At 62.9% G+C, this 19247-nt stretch carries 19 protein-coding genes; 2 read left to right on the top strand and 17 right to left on the bottom strand.

What is annotated here, in order from left to right; translation table 11 throughout:
* Positions 1-153 precede the first annotated feature (153 nt).
* The 11 genes from CR105_RS06060 to CR105_RS06010 form a co-directional block, all read right to left on the bottom strand.
* Positions 154-459, bottom strand: a complete 306-nt coding sequence (locus tag CR105_RS06060) for an RseA family anti-sigma factor (RefSeq protein ID WP_099787904.1) — start codon at positions 457-459, stop codon at positions 154-156.
* Between the two features lie 62 nt (positions 460-521).
* Positions 522-1124, bottom strand: coding sequence for an RNA polymerase sigma factor RpoE (rpoE, locus tag CR105_RS06055; protein WP_099787555.1), 603 nt, complete (start codon positions 1122-1124; stop codon positions 522-524).
* Positions 1125-1221: 97 nt separating this feature from the next.
* On the bottom strand, positions 1222-1743 hold the full coding sequence (locus CR105_RS06050) for a protein YgfX (protein ID WP_131021640.1): 522 nt from the start codon (positions 1741-1743) through the stop codon (positions 1222-1224).
* Between the two features lie 78 nt (positions 1744-1821).
* Positions 1822-3072 carry a beta-ketoacyl-ACP synthase II gene (gene fabF / locus CR105_RS06045; RefSeq protein ID WP_099787553.1) on the bottom strand — a complete coding sequence of 417 codons (1251 nt, stop codon included), beginning with the start codon at positions 3070-3072 and terminating at the stop codon, positions 1822-1824.
* Positions 3073-3101: 29 nt separating this feature from the next.
* On the bottom strand, positions 3102-3341 hold the full coding sequence (gene acpP, locus CR105_RS06040; RefSeq protein ID WP_018059410.1) for an acyl carrier protein: 240 nt from the start codon (positions 3339-3341) through the stop codon (positions 3102-3104).
* A gap of 182 nt (positions 3342-3523) precedes the next feature.
* A complete protein-coding gene (gene fabG, locus CR105_RS06035) occupies positions 3524-4261 on the bottom strand; it encodes a 3-oxoacyl-ACP reductase FabG (RefSeq protein WP_099787552.1) in 738 nt (245 codons plus the stop codon).
* A gap of 59 nt (positions 4262-4320) precedes the next feature.
* A complete protein-coding gene (gene fabD / locus CR105_RS06030; RefSeq protein ID WP_099787551.1) occupies positions 4321-5262 on the bottom strand; it encodes an ACP S-malonyltransferase in 942 nt (313 codons plus the stop codon).
* 42 nt (positions 5263-5304) lie between these two features.
* Positions 5305-6291: a beta-ketoacyl-ACP synthase III gene (locus CR105_RS06025; protein WP_099787550.1), complete on the bottom strand. Its 987-nt coding sequence runs from the start codon at positions 6289-6291 to the stop codon at positions 5305-5307.
* A gap of 15 nt (positions 6292-6306) precedes the next feature.
* Positions 6307-7383 carry a phosphate acyltransferase PlsX gene (gene plsX / locus CR105_RS06020; protein ID WP_099787549.1) on the bottom strand — a complete coding sequence of 359 codons (1077 nt, stop codon included), beginning with the start codon at positions 7381-7383 and terminating at the stop codon, positions 6307-6309.
* Positions 7384-7576: 193 nt separating this feature from the next.
* On the bottom strand, positions 7577-7759 hold the full coding sequence (gene rpmF / locus CR105_RS06015; RefSeq protein WP_008449924.1) for a 50S ribosomal protein L32: 183 nt from the start codon (positions 7757-7759) through the stop codon (positions 7577-7579).
* A 192-nt stretch (positions 7760-7951) separates the two neighbouring features.
* Positions 7952-8449 carry a YceD family protein gene (locus tag CR105_RS06010; protein WP_099787548.1) on the bottom strand — a complete coding sequence of 166 codons (498 nt, stop codon included), beginning with the start codon at positions 8447-8449 and terminating at the stop codon, positions 7952-7954.
* A 153-nt stretch (positions 8450-8602) separates the two neighbouring features.
* Between CR105_RS06010 and CR105_RS06005 the strand changes: the two genes are divergently transcribed.
* On the top strand, positions 8603-9217 hold the full coding sequence (locus CR105_RS06005) for a Maf family nucleotide pyrophosphatase (RefSeq protein ID WP_099787547.1): 615 nt from the start codon (positions 8603-8605) through the stop codon (positions 9215-9217).
* 234 nt (positions 9218-9451) lie between these two features.
* Positions 9452-10198, top strand: a complete 747-nt coding sequence (locus tag CR105_RS06000; RefSeq protein ID WP_099787546.1) for an SAM-dependent methyltransferase — start codon at positions 9452-9454, stop codon at positions 10196-10198.
* Between the two features lie 56 nt (positions 10199-10254).
* Here the strand turns inward: CR105_RS06000 and CR105_RS05995 are convergent, their stop codons facing one another.
* From CR105_RS05995 to clpB, 6 genes are all read right to left on the bottom strand, one after another.
* Positions 10255-11523: an EAL and HDOD domain-containing protein gene (locus tag CR105_RS05995; protein ID WP_099787545.1), complete on the bottom strand. Its 1269-nt coding sequence runs from the start codon at positions 11521-11523 to the stop codon at positions 10255-10257.
* A 126-nt stretch (positions 11524-11649) separates the two neighbouring features.
* Positions 11650-12777, bottom strand: a complete 1128-nt coding sequence (locus CR105_RS05990; protein ID WP_099787544.1) for a 23S rRNA (adenine(2030)-N(6))-methyltransferase RlmJ — start codon at positions 12775-12777, stop codon at positions 11650-11652.
* 200 nt (positions 12778-12977) lie between these two features.
* Entirely contained in the window at positions 12978-14276 is a 1299-nt protein-coding gene (gene aceA / locus CR105_RS05985) for an isocitrate lyase (RefSeq protein ID WP_099787543.1), read from the bottom strand.
* 348 nt (positions 14277-14624) lie between these two features.
* Complete coding sequence (gene rraA, locus CR105_RS05980) at positions 14625-15119, bottom strand: ribonuclease E activity regulator RraA (protein WP_099787542.1); 495 nt, start codon at positions 15117-15119, stop codon at positions 14625-14627.
* A gap of 34 nt (positions 15120-15153) precedes the next feature.
* Positions 15154-16362, bottom strand: a complete 1209-nt coding sequence (locus CR105_RS05975; protein ID WP_099787541.1) for an MFS transporter — start codon at positions 16360-16362, stop codon at positions 15154-15156.
* A gap of 209 nt (positions 16363-16571) precedes the next feature.
* Entirely contained in the window at positions 16572-19199 is a 2628-nt protein-coding gene (gene clpB, locus CR105_RS05970; protein ID WP_099787540.1) for an ATP-dependent chaperone ClpB, read from the bottom strand.
* Positions 19200-19247: the final 48 nt, after the last annotated feature.

The raw sequence follows: 19247 nt of genomic DNA, 5'->3' as shown, positions 1-19247 counted from the left end.
AGTTGTGGTCAAGTCGGCTATTGACGCAATGGTAAGCGAAAATGGGCGCCTTGTCTTGCTACCGCCGCGGCGCGTGGCGGGCATATCCACGGCAGCGACAGCGCGGCCCGCTCCGCGCCGCCATGCCGGCGCCAAGAGCACGGACAGGCGCCGTCACGACGTCGTCGCCACCTTCTTGGCGCTCGCCTTCTCCGGTTCGGACTGCGCCGCCGCCGGCGCGCGCCGCACCGGGAGCGCAGGCTCGAGCGCGAGCTTGGCCGACAGGCGCACATTGAAGTCGTCGGACAGCTCGGGCGACGCTTGTGCGCGCAGCACGTCGCCGATGCGGTGGTAGCTGCTCCAGGCCTGCTCGCCGTCGGCCGCACGCAAGGCGGCAAACGCCAGCTCCAGGTCGGTCGCTGCCAGTTCGCCGTCGCTCAAGGCCGAAATATGCTCGCGAATTTTCTTCTGTGTGTCCATCAGGGTTTCCATCACCGTCCGTGTGATCAAATTATCACGACCTGTTGCCATCATCGCTACAGCTAACGCCGCTTGTCAACCGGGAAATCGAGTAAAGGCCTCAATTTCTCGGCAATGACTTCGCGGGCCCGGAAAATCCGACTGCGCACCGTGCCAATCGGACACGCCATCACTTCCGATATCTCTTCGTAGCTCAATCCTTCGATCTCGCGCAGCACGATGGCGGTGCGCAGTTCGAGCGGCAATGCTTCCATCGCGGCATTGACGGTATAGGCAATTTGCTTGCTAGCCAACATCGACTCCGGGGTGTTGATGTCCCGCAGGCTGTCGGCGTCGTCAAACGCCTCGGCGCGCTCGGCATCGGCCTCGGTTGACGTCGGCGCCCGCCGGCCCTGTGTCACGAGAAAATTCTTTGCCGTGTTTATTCCTATCCTGTACAACCATGTATAAAATGCCGAATCACCGCGGAAATGCCGCAGGGCCCGATACGCCTTGATGAACGTTTCCTGAACAACATCCTCCGCCTCTGCAGGGTCGTGCACCAGGCGCGATACAAGACGCATCAGCCTGCGCTGATACTTCGCTACCAGCAGGTCGAACGCCTGCCGGTCGCCGCCTTGCACGCGCTCCACCAGCAACTGATCACACTCTCGTTCTGTCGTCACTGCACCATGTCCCGTGAGTTGCAGCGGCGTAGACTCCTTGTGTATAAGAGTTGGCCCGCTGCAATAAGTTCAAAGTTTTTTGTTGGTTTCCGATTATTTATTCTTTTCGTGCTGCAACATCGCGAATCGCCACCGCCAACCGGCGAAACTGGCCCGCCGCCACGCTGTCGGGCAACAGCACCAGTGCGCAATACCTGCCGTCGTCGCCGCGCAGTCTCAGCAGCAACAGGCCCGGCCAGACGGTCGAGCCGGGCAAAAGTCGCATGCCATTGGCACGGGCGCCCGTCTGGCCCACCCCTTGTTGTACCGTCAGCCGTAGCTGGCCGACTCCAGAAATATCAATCCGGCGCACATTTCGGCCGGGTGCTGGCGAGCACAGCACAGCTGCGCCGGCGAGCATGCAGGCCAGCGCCGCGGCCCACTGCAGGCCGGCCAGGCGCGACCCAGCAAGCGCGAGCGCGATGCCGGCGCCGACGCTGGCAAGGCCATAGCACAGCATCGCCCAGCGCAGCACGCGCGACGAAACAATGACGGCAGACACCGCAATCGACATGAGGAAGGAAGTTGAACGGGCGGCGACGGAGCGCCGGCCACGCAAAGCTGAAGGCTGAAAAGTCAAACGCCCATCCTTTCGACAAGGATGGGCGTTTGAGGTTCACGCTAACGGCCGTCTTTTTACGGCCGCCGTGGTGTGCGCTTACGGCGCCTTGGCAAACACCAGCGAGCCGTTGGTACCGCCGAAGCCGAACGAGTTCTTCACCGCATACTCGATCTTCATGTCCCGCGCGATGTTGGCGCAGAAGTCCAGATCGCACGACGGATCCTGGTTGAAAATGTTGATCGTCGGTGGTGACACCTGGTGGTGCATCGCCAGCACGGTAAACACGGCCTCGATGCCGCCGGCGCCGCCAAGCAGGTGGCCGGTCATCGACTTGGTCGAGTTGACCACCAGCTTCTTGGCGTGGTCGCCAAAGGTCTTTTTCAAGCCCTGCACTTCGGCCAGGTCGCCCTGCGGCGTCGAGGTGCCGTGCGCGTTGACGTAATGCACCTGGTCGAAGTTGATGCCGGCGTTGTTCAGCGCGGACACCATGCAACGGCTGGCGCCGGCGCCGTCTTCGACCGGCGACGTCATGTGATAGGCGTCGGCGCTCATGCCGAAGCCGATCAGCTCGGCGTAGATGGTCGCGCCACGCGCCTTGGCATGCTCGTACTCTTCGAGCACCATGACGCCGGCGCCTTCGCCGAGGACGAAGCCGTCGCGGTCGCGGTCCCATGGACGCGATGCGGTGGCAGGATCATCGTTGCGCGACGACAGCGCCTTGGCCGAGGCGAAACCGCCCAGGCCCAGCGGCGAGATGGTCGACTCGGCGCCGCCGGCAATCATGACGTCGGCGTCGCCGTATTCGATCAGGCGGCCGGCCGCGCCGATGCAATGCAAACCGGTGGTGCAGGCGGTGACAATGGCCAGGTTCGGGCCGCGCAGGCCGTACTTGATGGACAGGTCGCCGGAGATCATGTTGATGATCGACGCGGGCACAAAAAACGGCGAAATGCGGCGCGGGCCGCGCTTGTCGTAGTCTTCCTTGGTCTCTTCGATCATCGGCAGGCCGCCGATGCCGGAACCGACGATGACGCCAATACGGTCGGCATTTTCTTCGGTCACGACGAGGCCGGAATCCTGCAACGCCTGGATCCCTGCTGCCATGCCGAAATGGATGAACGTATCCATGTGGCGCGCTTCTTTACCGGAGATGTAATCCTCGATATTGAAGCCTTTGACTTCGCCCGCGAAGCGGGTCGAAAACGGCTCTGCGTCGAACTTGGTGATATTGGCAATGCCGGACTTGCCGGCCAGCGCCGCGCTCCAACTTTCGGCAATCGTGTTGCCGATAGGGGAGACGCAGCCCAGGCCGGTAACGACCACACGACGGTTTCGTGAACGGCTCAAGCGATTTCTCCTGGAATGCTAAATGAAGCTTAGGCCTTGACGTGCGCGGTAGCGTAGTCGATTGCCTGCTTCACGGTCGTGATCTTTTCAGCCTGCTCGTCCGGGATTTCCATTTCGAATTCGTCTTCCAGTGCCATCACCAGTTCGACCGTGTCGAGGGAATCTGCGCCGAGGTCGTCAACGAACGAGGACTCGATTTTGATGTCTACTTCTGCAACACCGAGTTGCTCAGCGACGATTTTTTTAACGCGTTGTTCGATATCCGACATGTTATAGGCTCCAATGTGTGTGTAACGGAAAGTGCGCGCATTTTATCAGGTTTGCGCGTTGTGAAACTAATTTCGGTGTCTGACACTAACTCGACCGAAAGCCCTGCTAAAAGATGAGATTTTACGGGAATCGCACACCTGGCGCCCTGCGCCAATTCTGCCCGACTTCAGACAAACCTGCATCAATTCATGTACATGCCGCCATTCACGTGCAAGGTGGTGCCCGTGATGTAGGCTGCCTGCGGCCCGGCCAGGAAAGCGACCGCGTGAGCAATGTCTGCCGGCGCGCCGAGGCGGGCCAGCGGAATCTGGGTCAGCAAGGCTGCGTGCTGGTCGGCACCGAGCCCTTTGGTCATGTCGGTATCGATGAAACCGGGCGCGACGCAGTTGACCGTGATGTTGCGGCTGCCGATTTCGCGCGCCAGTGCGCGGCTCATGCCTTCCACGCCGGCTTTCGCCGCGGCGTAATTCATCTGCCCCGGATTGCCCGACGATGCTACCACCGACGTGATGTTAATAATACGCCCATGTTTGGCTTTCATCATGCCACGCAGAACAGCGCGCGCCAGCCGGCCCACCGCGTTCAGGTTGGTCGAGATGACGTTGTCCCACTCTTCATCCTTCATGCGCATGGCCAACTGGTCCTGCGTAATGCCGGCATTGTTGACCAGGATCGACAGGCTGCCGTAGCTGGCCTGGACATCGGCCACCGTGGCCGCGCAGGCGGGCGCATCGGTCACGTTCAGCATCACGCCCTTGCCGCCGAATTCCTTCAGGTAATCCGAAATGGCGGCCGCACCGCTGTCGGTGGTGGCGGTGCCGACCACCTTGGCGCCCTGGCGCGCCAGTTCGAGGGCGATCGCCTTGCCAATGCCGCGCGATGCGCCGGTGACCAGCGCGACTTGATTTTCCAGATTCATGGTTATCCTTATTAGTTAGTAGCTGCGGCGCCCGCGTACGGCGGGCGCCGCTTTGGCCATCAGGCCAGCGTGGCCAGCACCCGGTCGAGCGCGGCCTGGTCCACCAGCGCTTCGCCGACCAGGCGCGCATCGATGCGCTTAGCCATGCCGATCAGCACCTTGCTCGGGGCGCATTCGATCACGCTGGCAATATCTTGCGCCGCCATGTATTCCATCGTCTCGACCCAGCGCACCGGACTGGCGGCCTGGCGCACCAATGCATCCTTGATGGCTTGCGGATTGTTCTGAATGGCGACGTCGACGTTGTTGACCAGCGCGATGGACGGCGTGGCGAACTCGATGCCAGCCATGTAGGCGTTCAGGCGGTCCGACGCCGGCTGTAGCAGCGACGAGTGGAACGGCGCCGAGACCGCCAGCTTCATGGCGCGCTTGGCGCCCTTGGCCTTGGCCAGTTCGCAGGCGCGCTCGACGGCGGCCGTGTGGCCGGCGATGACGATCTGGGTCGGCTCGTTGAAGTTGACCGGCTCGACCACCGAGCCTGGCGCGGCGGCGGCCGCTTCCACGCACACTGCGCGCACGTCGGTGGCGCCAAGGCCGAGGATGACGGCCATGCCGCCCTGCCCGACCGGCACCGCCGCCTGCATCGCTTCGGCGCGGAAACGCACCAGCGGCACCGCATCCTTGAATTTGATCACGCCGGCAGCGACCAGGGCCGAGTATTCGCCGAGGCTGTGGCCGGCCACCATGCTTGGGGCCGGTCCGCCGGCGGCGAGCCAGGCGCGGTACACCGCCACCGCCGCGGTCAGCATCACCGGCTGGGTGTTGGTGGTCAGATCGAGTTCTTCCTTGGGACCGTCGGCGATCAGGCGGCCGATGTCGAAACTGAGCGCGTCGGACGCTTCGGCGACGGTCTCGGCGACGGCGGCGTTGCCGGCGAACCCGGCGAGCATGCCGACAGCTTGCGAGCCTTGGCCGGGAAACAGGAATGCGAATTTACTCATCGAATCGTCGTGCTCCAAATATAAGGTTTCTAACAAGCGTACTTACATCCGCGCCAGAACCGCGCCCCACGTGAAGCCGCCGCCGACCCCTTCCATCATAACATTATGGCCCGGCTTGATGCGGCCATCGCGCACCGCTGCGTCGAGCGCGAGCGGGATCGATGCGGCCGACGTGTTGCCGTGCTGGTCGACGGTGACGACCATTTTTTCGATCGGCAAGTTCAGCTTTTTGGCGGTGCTTTTCATGATGCGGATGTTGGCCTGGTGCGGCACCAGCCAGTCGAGCTGCTCGGCCGTCATGCCGGCGTGTTCGAGCGCTTCGTGGGCGACCTGCTCGAGCACCGAAACGGCCAGCTTGAATACTGCCGGGCCGTCCATGTACAGGAAGCCGCTGCCGGCGATGGCGCCGTTGGCCAGGTTGCCCGGCACGCTGAGGATGTCGGCGTAGCTGCCGTCGGCGTGCAGCTTGGTCGCCAGGATGCCCGGCTCTTCGGAGGCGGTCAGCACGATGGCGCCGGCGCCGTCGCCGAACAGCACGCAGGTGGTGCGGTCGTCGAAATTGAGGATGCGCGAAAACACTTCGGCGCCAATCACCAGCACGTTCTTGTGGGCGCCGGCCTTGATGAATGCGTCCGCTACCGAGACCGCGTAGACGAAGCCGCTACAGACAGCCTGGACGTCGAAGGCGGCGCTGTGGTTGGTCATGCCGAGCTTGCGCTGGACGATGCACGCCGTGCTTGGGAAACTTCCGTAGAAATCCGGCGTCGAACTGGCGACGATGACGAGATCGATGTCGTGCGGCTGCTTGTCGGCCATCGCCAGCGCCTGTTTTGCCGCCGCCACTGCCAGGTCGGACGACAACTGGTCCGGCGCGGCGAAGTGGCGCGCCGAGATGCCGCTGCGGGAAAAAATCCATTCGTCGGATGTTTCGACGCCCTTGGCCGCCAATTGCGCGGTCAGGTCGGCGTTGGTCACCCGTTGCCGCGGCAGGTAGCTGCCGGTACCGATAATTTTGCTATACAGAGTCATTGCTAGCCGTCCTGCTTAAATTGTTGAGCCTGGCACTGCCGGTTCGATCACCGCGCTGCGGTCAGGTGTGCATGGTATCAGCTCGGCAATCATTGCCGATAGCTGTTCCTGCACGTTGTATTTTGCAGCATCGAAGGCGCGCTTGAGTGCCCACTCGAACGAGTAGGCATCGGCACTGCCGTGGCTCTTGAACACCAGGCCACGCAAGCCGAGCAGGCTGGCACCGTTGTAGCGCGACGGATTGAAGCGATTGCGGATCTGCTTGAGGGCGCCGCCGGCGATCAGCGCGCCGATCATCGTCAGCGGGTTGCGCCGGAACTCGGTGTTCATGACGTCCTTCATGAAGCGGCCGAGGCCTTCTGCCGCTTTCAGCGTGACGTTGCCGACGAAGCCGTCGCAGACGATGACGTCGGTCGTGCCCTTGAAGATATCGTTGCCTTCGACGTTGCCGTAGAAGTTGAGCTTGCCGCGTGCATGGTCTTCCTGCAGCAGCTTGCCGGTCGCTTTCACGACCTCATTGCCCTTGATGTCTTCGGTACCGACGTTGAGCAGGCCGATGGTCGGGCGCGCGGTGCGTTCCATCGCCGAGAACAGGACCGAGCCCATCACCGCGAACTGGTGCAGGTGATGCGGTTCGCAGTCGACGTTGGCGCCCAGGTCGAGCATGTAGGTCGGGCCGTTCTTCTGGTTCGGCATGATGCCGCAGATGGCCGGACGGTCGACGCCCTGCATGGTCTTGAGCACGTAGCGCGAGATCGCCATCAGGGCGGCCGTATTGCCGGCGGATACGCAGGCCTGGGCCTTGCCATCTTTGACCATCTCGACCGCCACCCGCATCGACGAATCCTTCTTGCGGCGCAGCGCCACTTCGAGCGGATCGTCCATCGCCACCACTTCGGCGGCGTGCTGCACGGTGATGCGGGGGTGGCTGTAGGCCTTCAGGCGCTTCAATTCGGCGCGCAGTTCGGCTTCGAGGCCGACCAGAATCAGAGCGGCTTCCGGCTCGTGCGCGAGGAAGGAAATGGCTGCGGGAATGGTGATGGCGCTGCCATGATCGCCCCCCATGCAGTCTATCGAAAGTGTAATTGTCATTTGTAAGGTGCGTACCGCGGCTCGAACATGGCAGGCGGCAGGATGCGATCTGTGGGCGAGCGCCAGGCAGAGTCAGCGTAAATCAAAATGACGGTGTGCAAGTGTTGATTGCAGCCGAGGGCAAAGAAAAAGCGGCGCCACGCAGAAAAAATGCGTCGCACCGCCCTCATCTTACTCGAAACTAAAACGTCGATTACTCGTCGTTCTTGGTCTTGAGAACTTTACGGCCACGGTAGAAGCCGTTCGGGCTGATATGGTGACGCAGGTGCGTTTCACCAGTCGTAGGCTCGATACCGAGCTGCGGAGCAACCAGGAAATCGTGCGAACGGTGCATGCCGCGCTTCGAAGGGGACTTCTTATTTTGCTGAACTGCCATGATAACTCCTAATACATAAGTTCTAAAATTCTAACACATTCGATTAGCAAATACATGCGAATCGAGTATCCCAGCGGCAAATGATTCTCACCGACATGTTTAACGCTTTTGCTGCATTTCCTACTAACACTGCCATACTCGATTACTACACGCGTTTGACACGTTCTCTACGTACTGCTTATTCGGTACTGCTTATTCTGGTTTCAGGTCTTTCAAGACCGAGAACGGCGACGGCTTGTCGGTCTTCAGCGCGTCGATCAGCTTGCTGTCGGGGCACACCTCGTGCTTCGGCACCTGCGGCAGGGCCAGCAGCGCCTCGTCTTCGATCAGATCGCGCAGGTCGGTGGTGCGGCTGCCGACGATCACGTCGATACTCTCGTCGTCGACGATTTCCTCAATCTGGTCGGCTTCCTCGTCATCTTTGCCGAGCACGAGCATGGTGGAAGAATCCATCTCGTAAGCAAACGGGGCGAGGCAACGCTGGCACACCAGTTGCACCGTGCCGGACACCGCCAAGGTGATCGACGGATAGCCGTGGCTGGTGACGCCGCCTTCGACCGTCCAGGCGATCTCGCCAGACTGGTCGGCACAATCCTTACTTAACCGGCTCATCTCGGCGACAGGCGTGACGCCGTCGCGGTGGCTGTTGGTTCGACTAAATTCAAAAGCGTCGATGACAAAAGCGCTCATTTGAGAAACTACCCCGAGAAAACCTGCGATAATAACAGGCTTAACGCCATGCAGTCAAAGACTTGGCGCATTTTTTTGCACCAGCGGGCGACACGTGTTGCAGACCTGTTGTTTGCACCACGAAAGCCATAAACCGCCCCCATCGAGTCCATCATGATACCAAGTTCTGCCCCTTCCCGCCTGATTCTTGCATCCAGTTCGCCGTATCGGCGCGAATTGCTCGAGCGCCTGCGCCTGCCGTTCGACGTGATGGTGCCAGACATCATCGAAACAGCGTTGCCTGGCGAAGCGCCGGAAGCGACGGCGCTGCGGCTGGCGCGCGAGAAAGCGGCGGCGGTGGCGCAGCGGGCGCCTGGCAGCATCGTCATCGGTTCGGACCAGGTCGCCACGCTCGACGGCGAGCAGATCGGCAAACCGGGCGACCACGCGCGTGCGCTTGCCCAGCTGCAGAAAATGCGCGGCCGCAAAGTCGTCTTCCACACTGCGCTGTGCGTGTGGGACGGCCGCGCCAGCGCGCTGACCGGGCCGGCGCAGCTCGAAAACATCCAGACGGTGGTCACGTTCCGCGACCTGCCCGATGCCGAGCTCGATGCCTACCTGCGCATCGACCAGCCTTACGATTGCGCCGGCAGCGCCAAGAACGAAGGGCTCGGCATCACCATCCTCGAGCGCATCGACAGCAGCGACCCGACCGCGCTGACGGGCTTGCCGATGATCGCCCTCACCGCAATGCTGCGCAAGGCCGGCGTCCGCTTTTTCGGCCTTTAGCCAGCCAAAAACAATTGGGGTCAGACCCGTTTAATCGATGGCTAAACGACAGCGGCGCCGTTCAACAAACGGGTCTGACCCCGATTTTTTTCCCGTCAGATCACCTGCTATGTCGGTGATTTCGCCCCAAACATAAATTGGGGTCAGACCCGTTTAAATGACGGCGATAGGCGCCAATGCCCGCTTAAGAAACGGGTCTGACCCCAATTTTTTAACGTTACTTTATAGAACAACATGCTTGGCACTCTCTACCTGATTCCTAACACGCTCGGCACCACCGAGCCGGCGCCCGGCGCGCTGAACCATATCATTCCGACCAACGTCCAGGCGCTGACGGCGCGGCTCGATTACTTCGTCGCCGAAAACGCCAAGACCGCGCGCGGCTTTTTAAAACTGATCGCGATCGACCATCCGCTGGCGAAACCGCTGCAGGAAATCGAGATCGCGGAGTTGAACGTGAATACGCCACCGGCCGCCCTCGCCGGCCTGCTGGCGCCGCTGTTGGCCGGACGCGATGCCGGCCTGGTGTCGGAGGCAGGCGTGCCGGCAGTGGCCGACCCGGGCGCGGACCTGGTGCGTCTCGCGCATCAGCACGGCATCACCGTCAAGCCGCTGGTCGGGCCGTCGTCGCTGCTGCTGGCAGTGATGGCCAGCGGACTGAACGGACAGAGTTTCGCTTTCAACGGCTATCTGCCCACCGATGCGGCACTGCGCGCCAAGCGCATCAAGGAACTCGAGCAACGGTCCAGCCGCGAGAAACAGACCCAGTTGCTGATCGAGACGCCCTACCGCAACGGCGCGATGCTCGAGGCGCTGGTGGGCACCTGCGCGCCGGCGACGCTGATCTGCGTCGCAACCGACCTGAGCTTGCCGACCGAGTCGATCCGCACGCTCAGCGGGGCAAAGTGGAAAGGACTGCTGGCGAGCGGCAAGATGCCCGATTTTCACAAGAAGCCGACGGTGTTTTTGCTGCTGGCCTAGCCAAGGTGACAGGTCTGAGCCCATGCGGCCAGACCGCGGGCGCGCAAGAATAGAAGCTAGTGCACTTCTTGCGCCAGCTCGTTGACCCACTCGAACGCGGCCATCTCGATCTCGCGCATGTCCTTGATGGTCAGGTCGAGCAGGCGCAGGGCCGCCGTCAGCGCCTTGCCCGACTTGGCCTTTTCCAGGATTTCGACGACGTTGAGCATGTCGCCATACTCGCCTTCCCGGTCGAGTAGCGCCGAACTGACTTCGTCGGCGACGTCGACGGTGGCGAGGATGTCGCGCATCGACATCGAAAACAGCGCCTCGGTCAGCGACATGATGCCAACCGTGAACGCCATATCGGCCGCCGCGTGCTGGCCAGGATGGATCCTCAGCGTCATCAGTTCGAGCATCTTGCCGCGCAAGGTCGCCATCTGCAGCAGCGGCAGATTCATCTCGACCTTGGCGCCGGGCGTTGCATACAGCAAGATCTGCAGCCAGCGCTGCAACTGCTGGCGGCCGAGCACTTCGATGGCCTGGCCGAGCGTGTCGATCTTGCCGCGCACACCGGCGGCCGGCGTGTTGACCAGACGCAGCAAGTTCAGGCTGATCAGGGCATCGCGCTTGACCGCCAGCTCGATGGTGTGATCATCCGCGTCCGAGTCGACCAGCTCGAGCAGGTGCAGGATCGCCAATTCCGACGGGGCGATCTTCTTGCCGCTGAGGATGACCGGGCGGGCAAAATAAAAGCCCTGGAAATACTCGAAGCCCAGTTCCAGGCAGGCGCTGAATTCCTCCTGCGTCTCCACCTTTTCGGCGAGCAGCTTCTTGTTGTCGCGCCGCAGCGCGTCGGCCAGCGCCGGCAGCCGCGCCGGATCGACACCTTTGACGTCAATCTTGATGATGTCGACCAGCTTGAACAAGGCGCGCACATCGTCCGATTCAGCGACGACATCGTCGAGCGCGAACTTGAAACCGAGCGCCTTCAGCTCGGCCACGCGGGCCACCAGCTCCGGCGTCGCCCTGACGGTTTCGAGGATTTCCAGGATGACCTTCTCGGCCGGCAGGAAGCGAACATAGTCGCCCATCAGTGATTCGGCGCTGACGTTGACGAACGCCAGTTGCGCGCCGACCACGTGCTCCATGCCCAGTTGCGACGCGTGGGAAATCACTGCCGCGGTGGCGGCGGCGTCATCGGTGACGTTCGCTTCGGTCGAGCCTGCTGTGCGGAACAGCAGTTCGAAGGCGACCAGACGCTGGTCACGCCCCAGGATGGGCTGACGCGCGAGGAAGAATTGGTCGAACGGCAAAGACAACTGGGCCGTTGCATCGATAGGCACAGGTACCCCCAAAGGAACAAATGGGCGCACAATCGCCCAGCCAGTTAAGCGGCCGGGGCGCCCTCTCCTTGACTATACTACAAAATCAAATTTAATTTACATTTCGACATCGAAACCTGCACACCATCACGGACGGCGCGATCCTGGCTTGCTCGGGCCGGTCGGACGGCCGCTGGTGCGCCGTGGCGACGACGTGCTGGCCGGTGCGCGCGGACCGATGGCGCCGGCGGCGCCGGGCGTGCCGGCCGGCGCCTGGCCAGGCAAGCGCAACGAGCCGGTGCCGGACGTCGGACTGGCGCGGCGTGCATTGCCGACCGGGACGCGGGCGCTGCCGTTGGCACCGACTCGCGAGGTCGACGAGCCGGTCAACTGGGTGCCCGATTCAATGACGAAGGTGGCGCCGGCATCCTTGCCCAGCACTTGCACCAGGTACGGCATCACCTGGCGCAGCGTCGGCTCCAGCGTGTACGGCGGATTGAGAATGAACATGCCGCTGCTGTGCAAGCCGAAACCGTCCGGGCCGGGGGTCGACACGGTCAGCGTCACGTTCAGCCATTCCTTGGCAGCCAGGCGCTTGAGCTTGTCGGCGAACTGGCGCGATTCCATGCGCTGCAGCACCGGATACCAGATCGCGAAGATGCCGGTCGGGAAGCGACCGAGCGCATCTTCCAGCGCCTCGCGCACCTTGCGGTAATCCTGCTTGTCTTCGTACGGCGGGTCGATCAGCACCAGCGCACGGCGCGACGGCGGCGGCAGCAGCGTTTTGAGCGCGTGGAAGCCATCGCCGCGCTCGACCAGCACGCGCTTGCCGCGCGCGGTCGGGCGTTCGCCCTGGGCGGCCGCGTGCTCGGCCACCTTGCGAAAATTGTCGGCAAGGATCTTGGCGTCCGCCGGATGCAGCTCGAACAGGCGCAGGCGGTCCTGCTCGCGCATCGCCTTGTCGGCGCAATATGGCGACCCGGGGTAGTAGCGCATCTTGCCGCTTGGATTGAGCCCCTTGACCAGGCTGACGTAATCGGCCAGTTGCTTGGGCATGTCGGACCGCTCCCACAGCGGTCCGATGCCGGTCTCGTACTCGGCGTTCTTGGCGGCGTAACCGCCGTCCAGCGCATACACGCCGGCGCCCGAGTGGGTGTCGATGTAGGTGTAGGCGGTGTCCTTCTGATTCATGTACTCATGCAACTGGATCTGCACGAAATGCTTCAGGACATCGGCGTGATTACCCGCGTGAAAGGCGTGGCGGTAGCTAAGCATGGGAATTCCAAAAAATTTAGATGAAACGGCGCGCGGCAGACGAAACATGCGGCGGAATATGTCGCCATTATCCACCACAATGGCCTTTGTGGAGAATTTCGGCAGTTTGCGAGGAGGTAAAAGGGGTCTGACTCAAGGACTGCGCGTCCCGGTCAGACCCCGGAAGTGATGGCTACAGGTGCCGGCGACATGTTGGCGACCTAAGCGACTTTCTTTTCATCGAAAAATTGTTCGTCTTCGGTCGAGCCGTGCAGCGCGGTCGTCGAGCTCTCGTTCTGCTGGATCGTCTGCGTTACCGCGTCGAAGTAGCCGGTGCCGACTTCACGCTGGTGCTTGACCGCCGTGAAACCCTTGTCGGCGGCGGCAAATTCGGCCTCCTGCAGTTCGACGAAGGCCGTCATGTTGCGGCGCGCATATCCGTGCGCCAGGTTGAACATGCCGTAATTGAGCGCGTGGAAACCGGCCAGCGTGATGAACTGGAACTTGTAGCCCATCGCGCCGAGTTCAGCCTGGAACTTGGCAATGGTGGCGTCGTCCAGGTTCTTCTTCCAGTTGAACGATGGCGAGCAATTGTAGGCGAGCAGCTTGCCGGGGAATTTGGCATGGACCGCATCGGCGAACTTCTTGGCAAACGCCAGGTCGGGCTTGCCGGTCTCGCACCAGACCAGGTCGGCGTACGGCGCATACGCCAGGGCGCGGGCGATCGACTGGTCGAGGCCGTTGCGGACCTTGAAAAAGCCCTCGACGGTGCGCTCGCCGGTGCAGAACGGCTGGTCGTTCGGGTCGATGTCGGAGGTCAGCAGGTCGGCCGCCTCGGCGTCGGTGCGGGCAATCACCAGGGTCGGCGTGCCCGACACGTCGGCCGCCAGGCGCGCCGCGGTCAGTTTTTCGATGAATTCGCGGGTCGGCACGAGCACCTTGCCGCCCATGTGGCCGCATTTCTTGACCGACGCCAGCTGATCCTCGAAGTGGACGCCGGCAGCGCCCGCGTCGATCATCGACTTCATCAGTTCGTACGCGTTCAGCACGCCGCCGAAGCCGGCCTCCGCATCGGCGATGATGGGCGCGAAGTAATCGATGTCGTCCTTGCCCTCGGACCACTGAATCTGGTCGGCGCGCTGGAACGTGTTGTTGATGCGCCTGACGACCATCGGCACCGAATTGGCCGGGTACAGCGACTGGTCGGGATACATCTCGCCGGCCACGTTGGCGTCGCCCGCCACTTGCCAGCCCGACAGGTAGATCGCCTTCAGCCCGGCCTTGACTTGCTGCATCGCCTGGTTGCCGGTCATGGCGCCCAGCGTGGCGACGAACGGTTCCGAATGCAGCAGCTCCCACATCTTGCCGGCGCCGCGCGCGGCGATCGTATGCTCTACCTGCAGCGAACCGCGCAGGCGCACGACGTCATCCGCGGTGTATTTGCGGGTGACGCCCTTCCAGCGCGGGTTGGTGTCCCACTCTTTTTGCAGGGCTGCTACTTGCTGTTCACGCGTTGCCATGATGTTCTTCTCGATGCGATGCTGAGTTAATACGCGAAATCCGTTATAGACATGGTAGACCTGATCTGGCCACGAAACATACTCTTATATAAGACATATAAGCTAGAAAATATCCTGCATATTCATAGCCTTGGCGTGTCCATTTCGCGATGCGATACAAAATTTCTCAAAATGGGAGAGTTGGGCCGCCGTCTTCCGCCGGTAGTTTCACGATGCGGAAAGACGCGACCGCCACATGAAAAAGGATGGTGACCCAGGCGTACGGGCAAGGCCCATGGTAATAGTTGGCCCGCTCGTCAGACTTGACGACGGGCAACTAAATACCGGAGGTTAGCCGAGCCGAAGTGATCAGGCGAGCTGTTGTTGCGCCACCAGGATGCCGTCGGCATCGGCGTAGATCCAGTCACCTGGACGAATCTTGACGCCGCCGATCAGGATGGCGACATCGACCGCGCCGACGCCGGCCCTGGCTGCTCGTTGCGGGTGGGTGGCGAGCGCGCGCACGCCGATCTCGCAGCTATTGATCTCGTCCGAATCGCGCACGCAGCCGTTGACGACGATGCCGCTCCAGCCGTTGTCTTGCGCCAGCAGCGCCAGCTGGCCGCCGACCAGCGCGCGCCGCATGCTGGCGCCGCCGTCGACCACCAGCACGCGCCCGCCGCCGGGGCCCTCGAGCGCGCTGCGCACCAGCGCATTGTCTTCGAAGACTTCCAGCGTGGCCGCCGGCCCGGCGAACTTGACGCGCTGCCCGAACAGGCGAAACCCCGGCGGCAGCGCGGCCAGCCGGCCGTCGTCAAGCAGGTCGGTGTGTGCGTCGCAAAGATCGGTGGTGGCGAAGTCCATGGCAGTGGTCCAGTGAGAATGGTTGATGACGATTCTAGGCTTTTTGAAGCCCTTGCGGGCGCTTGCTGACGCCAACGCTAACCGCGGTGGCGATCGACAGCGCATAAAAGAGTCCGACACAAAGGAAGACCCACGACGGCCGGTCCGCGTCCATCATGGCGCCGAACATCAGCGGTCCGACCGCCAGGCCGGTGTCGAGGCCCGAGTAGACGACGCCGAACACGCGCCCGGTGGCGTTGCTCGGCGCGGCGGAGCGGATCAGCAAGTCGCGCGACGGCCCGGCCACGCCGGAGGCGAAGCCAATGGCCGCCATCAGCGGCACCACCATCCAGCCGGGCGTGAGCGCCATCGCCAGCAGCACGGCCAGCGCGGCGGCGAAGGCGAAGGCGATGGTGATGATGCGGTCGTGGTTGAGCGCACGCGCGGCGATGAAACCGCCGGCCAGCATGCCGCCGGCCGAGGCCAGCATGAAGGCCGTGTAGGCAGTGGTGGCCGAGGCCAGCGACACGTGGTACATCGCCACCAGGCTGGAGGAAGCAAAACTCTGGATGCCGGCCAGCGCGATCGACGACAGGAAGAAGAAGCTGAAGCACATCCACACGGTTGGCAGGCGCAGGAAAGCGAACGCGCTCTCCTCCTTCTGGCCGGGTTTGACGCGCGCGGGCGGGTCGGCGCGCAAGGCGGCGCGGTTGAGGAACACCAACAGCAGCATGGTGGACGGGATGGCGGCGGCGGCCAGCACTGCGGTGCGCCAGTCGGACATGGCGGCCACGCCGCCGAGGAACACGGGCGCCGCCGCCCAGCCGAGGCTACCGCTGACGCCATGCACCGAGAAGCCGTGCGCCAGGCGCGCTTTCGACACGCGCTGGTTGAGGATAGTGTAGTCGGCCGGATGGAACACCGCGTTGCCCATGCCGGCGATGAGCGAGCCGCACAGCAGCATCGGGTAGTCCTGGGCGCCGGCCAACAGCAGCGCGGCGACGCCGAGCAGCGCCAGCCCGCCCATCAGCACGCGGCTGGCGCCGACGCGGTCGACCACGAAGCCGGCCAGTGCCTGGCCAACACCGGAGACGATGAAGAATACCGTCATCAACAGGCCGAGCTGCGAGTAGGTCAGGTCGAAGGCGGGCTTCAGCCACGGGAACACTGCGGCCAGCAGCAAATGATAAAAGTGGGAGACGCCGTGGGCCAGGCCAACGAGCCCGATGACGCGCGCGTCCTGTCGCAGTGAAGCCGATTGCATGAGGTCATCCTGCTGTGGTCAAGCAGATATTGTAGCCAGATTCTTTGGTCGAGTTGGGCGGACTCTGTTTATGCTGGCTGCGTAGGTACGCATCGGGGCGAATGGCGACGTGAATGTTTGTGCGCGTTGGGGATGCGTCGATGAGGCGGGCGCTGGATTCTCCAGCGCCCGCCCTGTATCGTGTCAGGCGTGCGATTGATCGCGCATCGTCACGCCGGCGCCTTCTCCAGCTCGACCGCTTTGGCGCCATCGCCGAACACCAGCTGGCCGTGGTCGACCCGGATCGGGATCGTGTCCTTCGGACCGTAGCGCCCTTCCAGGATCAGCCGCGACAGCGGATTTTCGATCTGCTGCTGGATCGCGCGCTTGAGCGGCCGCGCACCATACACCGGATCGTAGCCGGCTTCCGCGATCTTCTGCAGCGCCTCGTCCGACATCTCGAGCTTCATCTCCATCGCCGCCAAACGCGTCTCCAGGTGCTTGAGCTGGATCTTGGCGATCGCGCCGATGTTCTTCTCGTCGAGCGCATGGAACACCACGATCTCGTCGATCCGGTTGACGAACTCGGGCCGGAAATGATTACGCACTTCGGCCATCACGGCCAGCTTCACCACGCCCGGATCGTCGCTCTCCATCGCCTGGATCTTGTGCGAGCCAAGATTGGACGTCATGACGATCACCGTGTTCTTGAAGTCGACCGTGCGCCCCTGCCCGTCCGTCATGCGGCCGTCGTCTAACACCTGCAGCAGCACGTTGAAGACGTCCTGGTGCGCCTTCTCGACTTCATCGAGCAGGATCACGGAATACGGCCGGCGCCGCACCGCCTCGGTCAGGTAGCCGCCTTCGTCGTAGCCGACGTAACCGGGCGGCGCGCCGATCAGCCGCGCCACCGAATGCTTCTCCATGAATTCGCTCATGTCGATGCGGATCATCGATTCCTCGGTATCGAACAGGAAGGAAGCGAGCGCCTTGCACAGTTCCGTCTTGCCGACGCCGGTGGGGCCGAGGAACATGAACGAGCCATACGGCCGGTTCGGGTCCGCCAGGCCGGCGCGCGAACGGCGAATGGCATCCGACACCGCCTGGATCGCTTCGTCCTGGCCGACCACCCGCTCATGCAGCTTTTCCTCGATGTGCAGCAGCTTTTCGCGCTCGCCCTGCAACATGCGCGAGACCGGAATGCCGGTCGAACGCGACACCACTTCGGCGATTTCTTCCGACCCGACCTGGGTGCGCAACAGCTTCGGCTTGCCGCCCGCCGCCGCGTCGGCGGTAACGGTCGCAGCCTCGGCATGCTTGAGCTGCGCCTCGAGATCGGGCAGCTTGCCGTACTGGAGTTCGGACATGCGCGCGTAGTCGCTGCTGCGCTTGGCCTCTTCCATCTGGTGCTTGATGCGCTCGATCTCTTCCTTGATGTGGGTGGTCCCCTGCACCATCGACTTCTCGGCCTTGAGGATCTCTTCGTAGTCGTTGTATTCGCGTTCGAGGCGCGCGATCTCTTCTTCGATCAGGCCGAGCCGGCGCTGCGACGCTTCATCCTTTTCCTTCTTGACCGCCTCGCGCTCGATCTTGAGCTGGATGATGCGCCGTTCGAGTTTGTCCATCACCTCCGGCTTGGAGTCGATTTCGATCTTGATCTTCGACGCCGCCTCGTCGATCAGGTCGATCGCCTTGTCGGGCAGGAAGCGGTCGGTGATATAGCGGTGCGACAGTTCGGCCGCGGCGATGATGGCCGCGTCGGTGATCTCCACCTTGTGGTGCAGTTCGTACTTGTCCTGCAGGCCGCGCAGGATGGCGATGGTCGCCTCCACGCTCGGTTCCTCGACCAGCACCTTCTGGAAGCGACGCTCCAGCGCGGCGTCCTTCTCGATGTACTTGCGATACTCGTCGAGCGTGGTGGCGCCGATGCAATGCAGTTCACCGCGCGCCAGCGCAGGCTTGAGCATATTCCCGGCGTCCATCGCGCCCTCGGCCTTGCCGGCGCCGACGATGGTGTGAATTTCGTCGATGAAGACGATCGTCTGGCCTTCGTCCTGCGCCAGCTCTTTGAGCACCGCCTTGAGGCGCTCCTCGAATTCGCCGCGGAACTTGGCGCCGGCGACCAGCGCCGCCATGTCGAGCGAGAGCAGCCGCTTGCCCTTGAGCGAATCGGGCACCTCGCCATTGACGATGCGCTGCGCCAGGCCTTCGGCGATCGCCGTCTTGCCCACGCCCGGCTCGCCGATCAGCACCGGGTTGTTCTTGGTGCGCCGCTGCAGGATCTGCATGGTGCGGCGGATTTCGTCGTCGCGCCCGATCACCGGATCGAGCTTGCCCTGGCGCGCGCGTTCGGTCACGTCGAGCGTGTATTTCTTGAGCGCCTCGCGCTGGCCTTCGGCATCGGACGAATTGACCGACTCGCCGCCGCGCACCGTATCGACCGCCGCTTCGAGGGCCTTGCGCGTCAGGCCCGCCTCGCGCGCCAGCTTGCCGGCGTCGGACTTGTCGTCGCTGAGCGCGAGCAGCACCATCTCGCTCGAGACGAATTGGTCGCCGCGCTTCTGGGCATCCTTGTCGGCGAGGTTGAGCGCGTTCATCAGCTCGCGGCCGACCTGGGTCTCGCCTCCGGTGCCTGACACTTTCGGCAGGCGTTCGAGCGCGCCGCGCAGCGACGTTTGCAAGCTGGCGACGTTGACTCCGGCGCGCTGCAGCAGCGAGCGCGCGCTGCCGTCGTCCTGTCCCAGCAGGGCCACCAGCAGGTGTACCGGTTCGATATATTGGTTGTCATTGCCGACCGCCAGGCTCTGCGCGTCGGACAGCGCTTCCTGCAGTTTGGTCGTCAGTTTATCTTGCCGCATGGTAAAACTCCCCAATTTTGTCCTTGATACCGAACAGATTGGGGTGTC

This window comes from Massilia eurypsychrophila (genome assembly GCF_002760655.1).
In the GTDB taxonomy this organism is placed as follows: domain Bacteria; phylum Pseudomonadota; class Gammaproteobacteria; order Burkholderiales; family Burkholderiaceae_D; genus JAFCUW01.
Note: the sequence above shows the minus strand (reverse complement) of the source record. Positions and strands in the feature narration are given on the sequence as shown.

What these genes read in the sequence shown, in the direction of transcription:
- CR105_RS06060 (WP_099787904.1), bottom strand. Translation starts at nt 459, where the DNA reads ATGGACACACAGAAGAAAATTCGCGAGCATATTTCGGCCTTGAGCGAC.
- acpP (WP_018059410.1), bottom strand. Translation starts at nt 3,341, where the DNA reads ATGTCGGATATCGAACAACGCGTTAAAAAAATCGTCGCTGAGCAACTC.
- fabG (WP_099787552.1), bottom strand. Translation starts at nt 4,261, where the DNA reads ATGAATCTGGAAAATCAAGTCGCGCTGGTCACCGGCGCATCGCGCGGC.
- fabD (WP_099787551.1), bottom strand. Translation starts at nt 5,262, where the DNA reads ATGAGTAAATTCGCATTCCTGTTTCCCGGCCAAGGCTCGCAAGCTGTC.
- CR105_RS06025 (WP_099787550.1), bottom strand. Translation starts at nt 6,291, where the DNA reads ATGACTCTGTATAGCAAAATTATCGGTACCGGCAGCTACCTGCCGCGG.
- plsX (WP_099787549.1), bottom strand. Translation starts at nt 7,383, where the DNA reads ATGACAATTACACTTTCGATAGACTGCATGGGGGGCGATCATGGCAGC.
- rpmF (WP_008449924.1), bottom strand. Translation starts at nt 7,759, where the DNA reads ATGGCAGTTCAGCAAAATAAGAAGTCCCCTTCGAAGCGCGGCATGCAC.
- CR105_RS06010 (WP_099787548.1), bottom strand. Translation starts at nt 8,449, where the DNA reads ATGAGCGCTTTTGTCATCGACGCTTTTGAATTTAGTCGAACCAACAGC.
- CR105_RS06005 (WP_099787547.1), top strand. Translation starts at nt 8,603, where the DNA reads ATGATACCAAGTTCTGCCCCTTCCCGCCTGATTCTTGCATCCAGTTCG.
- CR105_RS06000 (WP_099787546.1), top strand. Translation starts at nt 9,452, where the DNA reads ATGCTTGGCACTCTCTACCTGATTCCTAACACGCTCGGCACCACCGAG.
- CR105_RS05990 (WP_099787544.1), bottom strand. Translation starts at nt 12,777, where the DNA reads ATGCTTAGCTACCGCCACGCCTTTCACGCGGGTAATCACGCCGATGTC.
- aceA (WP_099787543.1), bottom strand. Translation starts at nt 14,276, where the DNA reads ATGGCAACGCGTGAACAGCAAGTAGCAGCCCTGCAAAAAGAGTGGGAC.
- rraA (WP_099787542.1), bottom strand. Translation starts at nt 15,119, where the DNA reads ATGGACTTCGCCACCACCGATCTTTGCGACGCACACACCGACCTGCTT.
- CR105_RS05975 (WP_099787541.1), bottom strand. Translation starts at nt 16,362, where the DNA reads ATGCAATCGGCTTCACTGCGACAGGACGCGCGCGTCATCGGGCTCGTT.
- clpB (WP_099787540.1), bottom strand. Translation starts at nt 19,199, where the DNA reads ATGCGGCAAGATAAACTGACGACCAAACTGCAGGAAGCGCTGTCCGAC.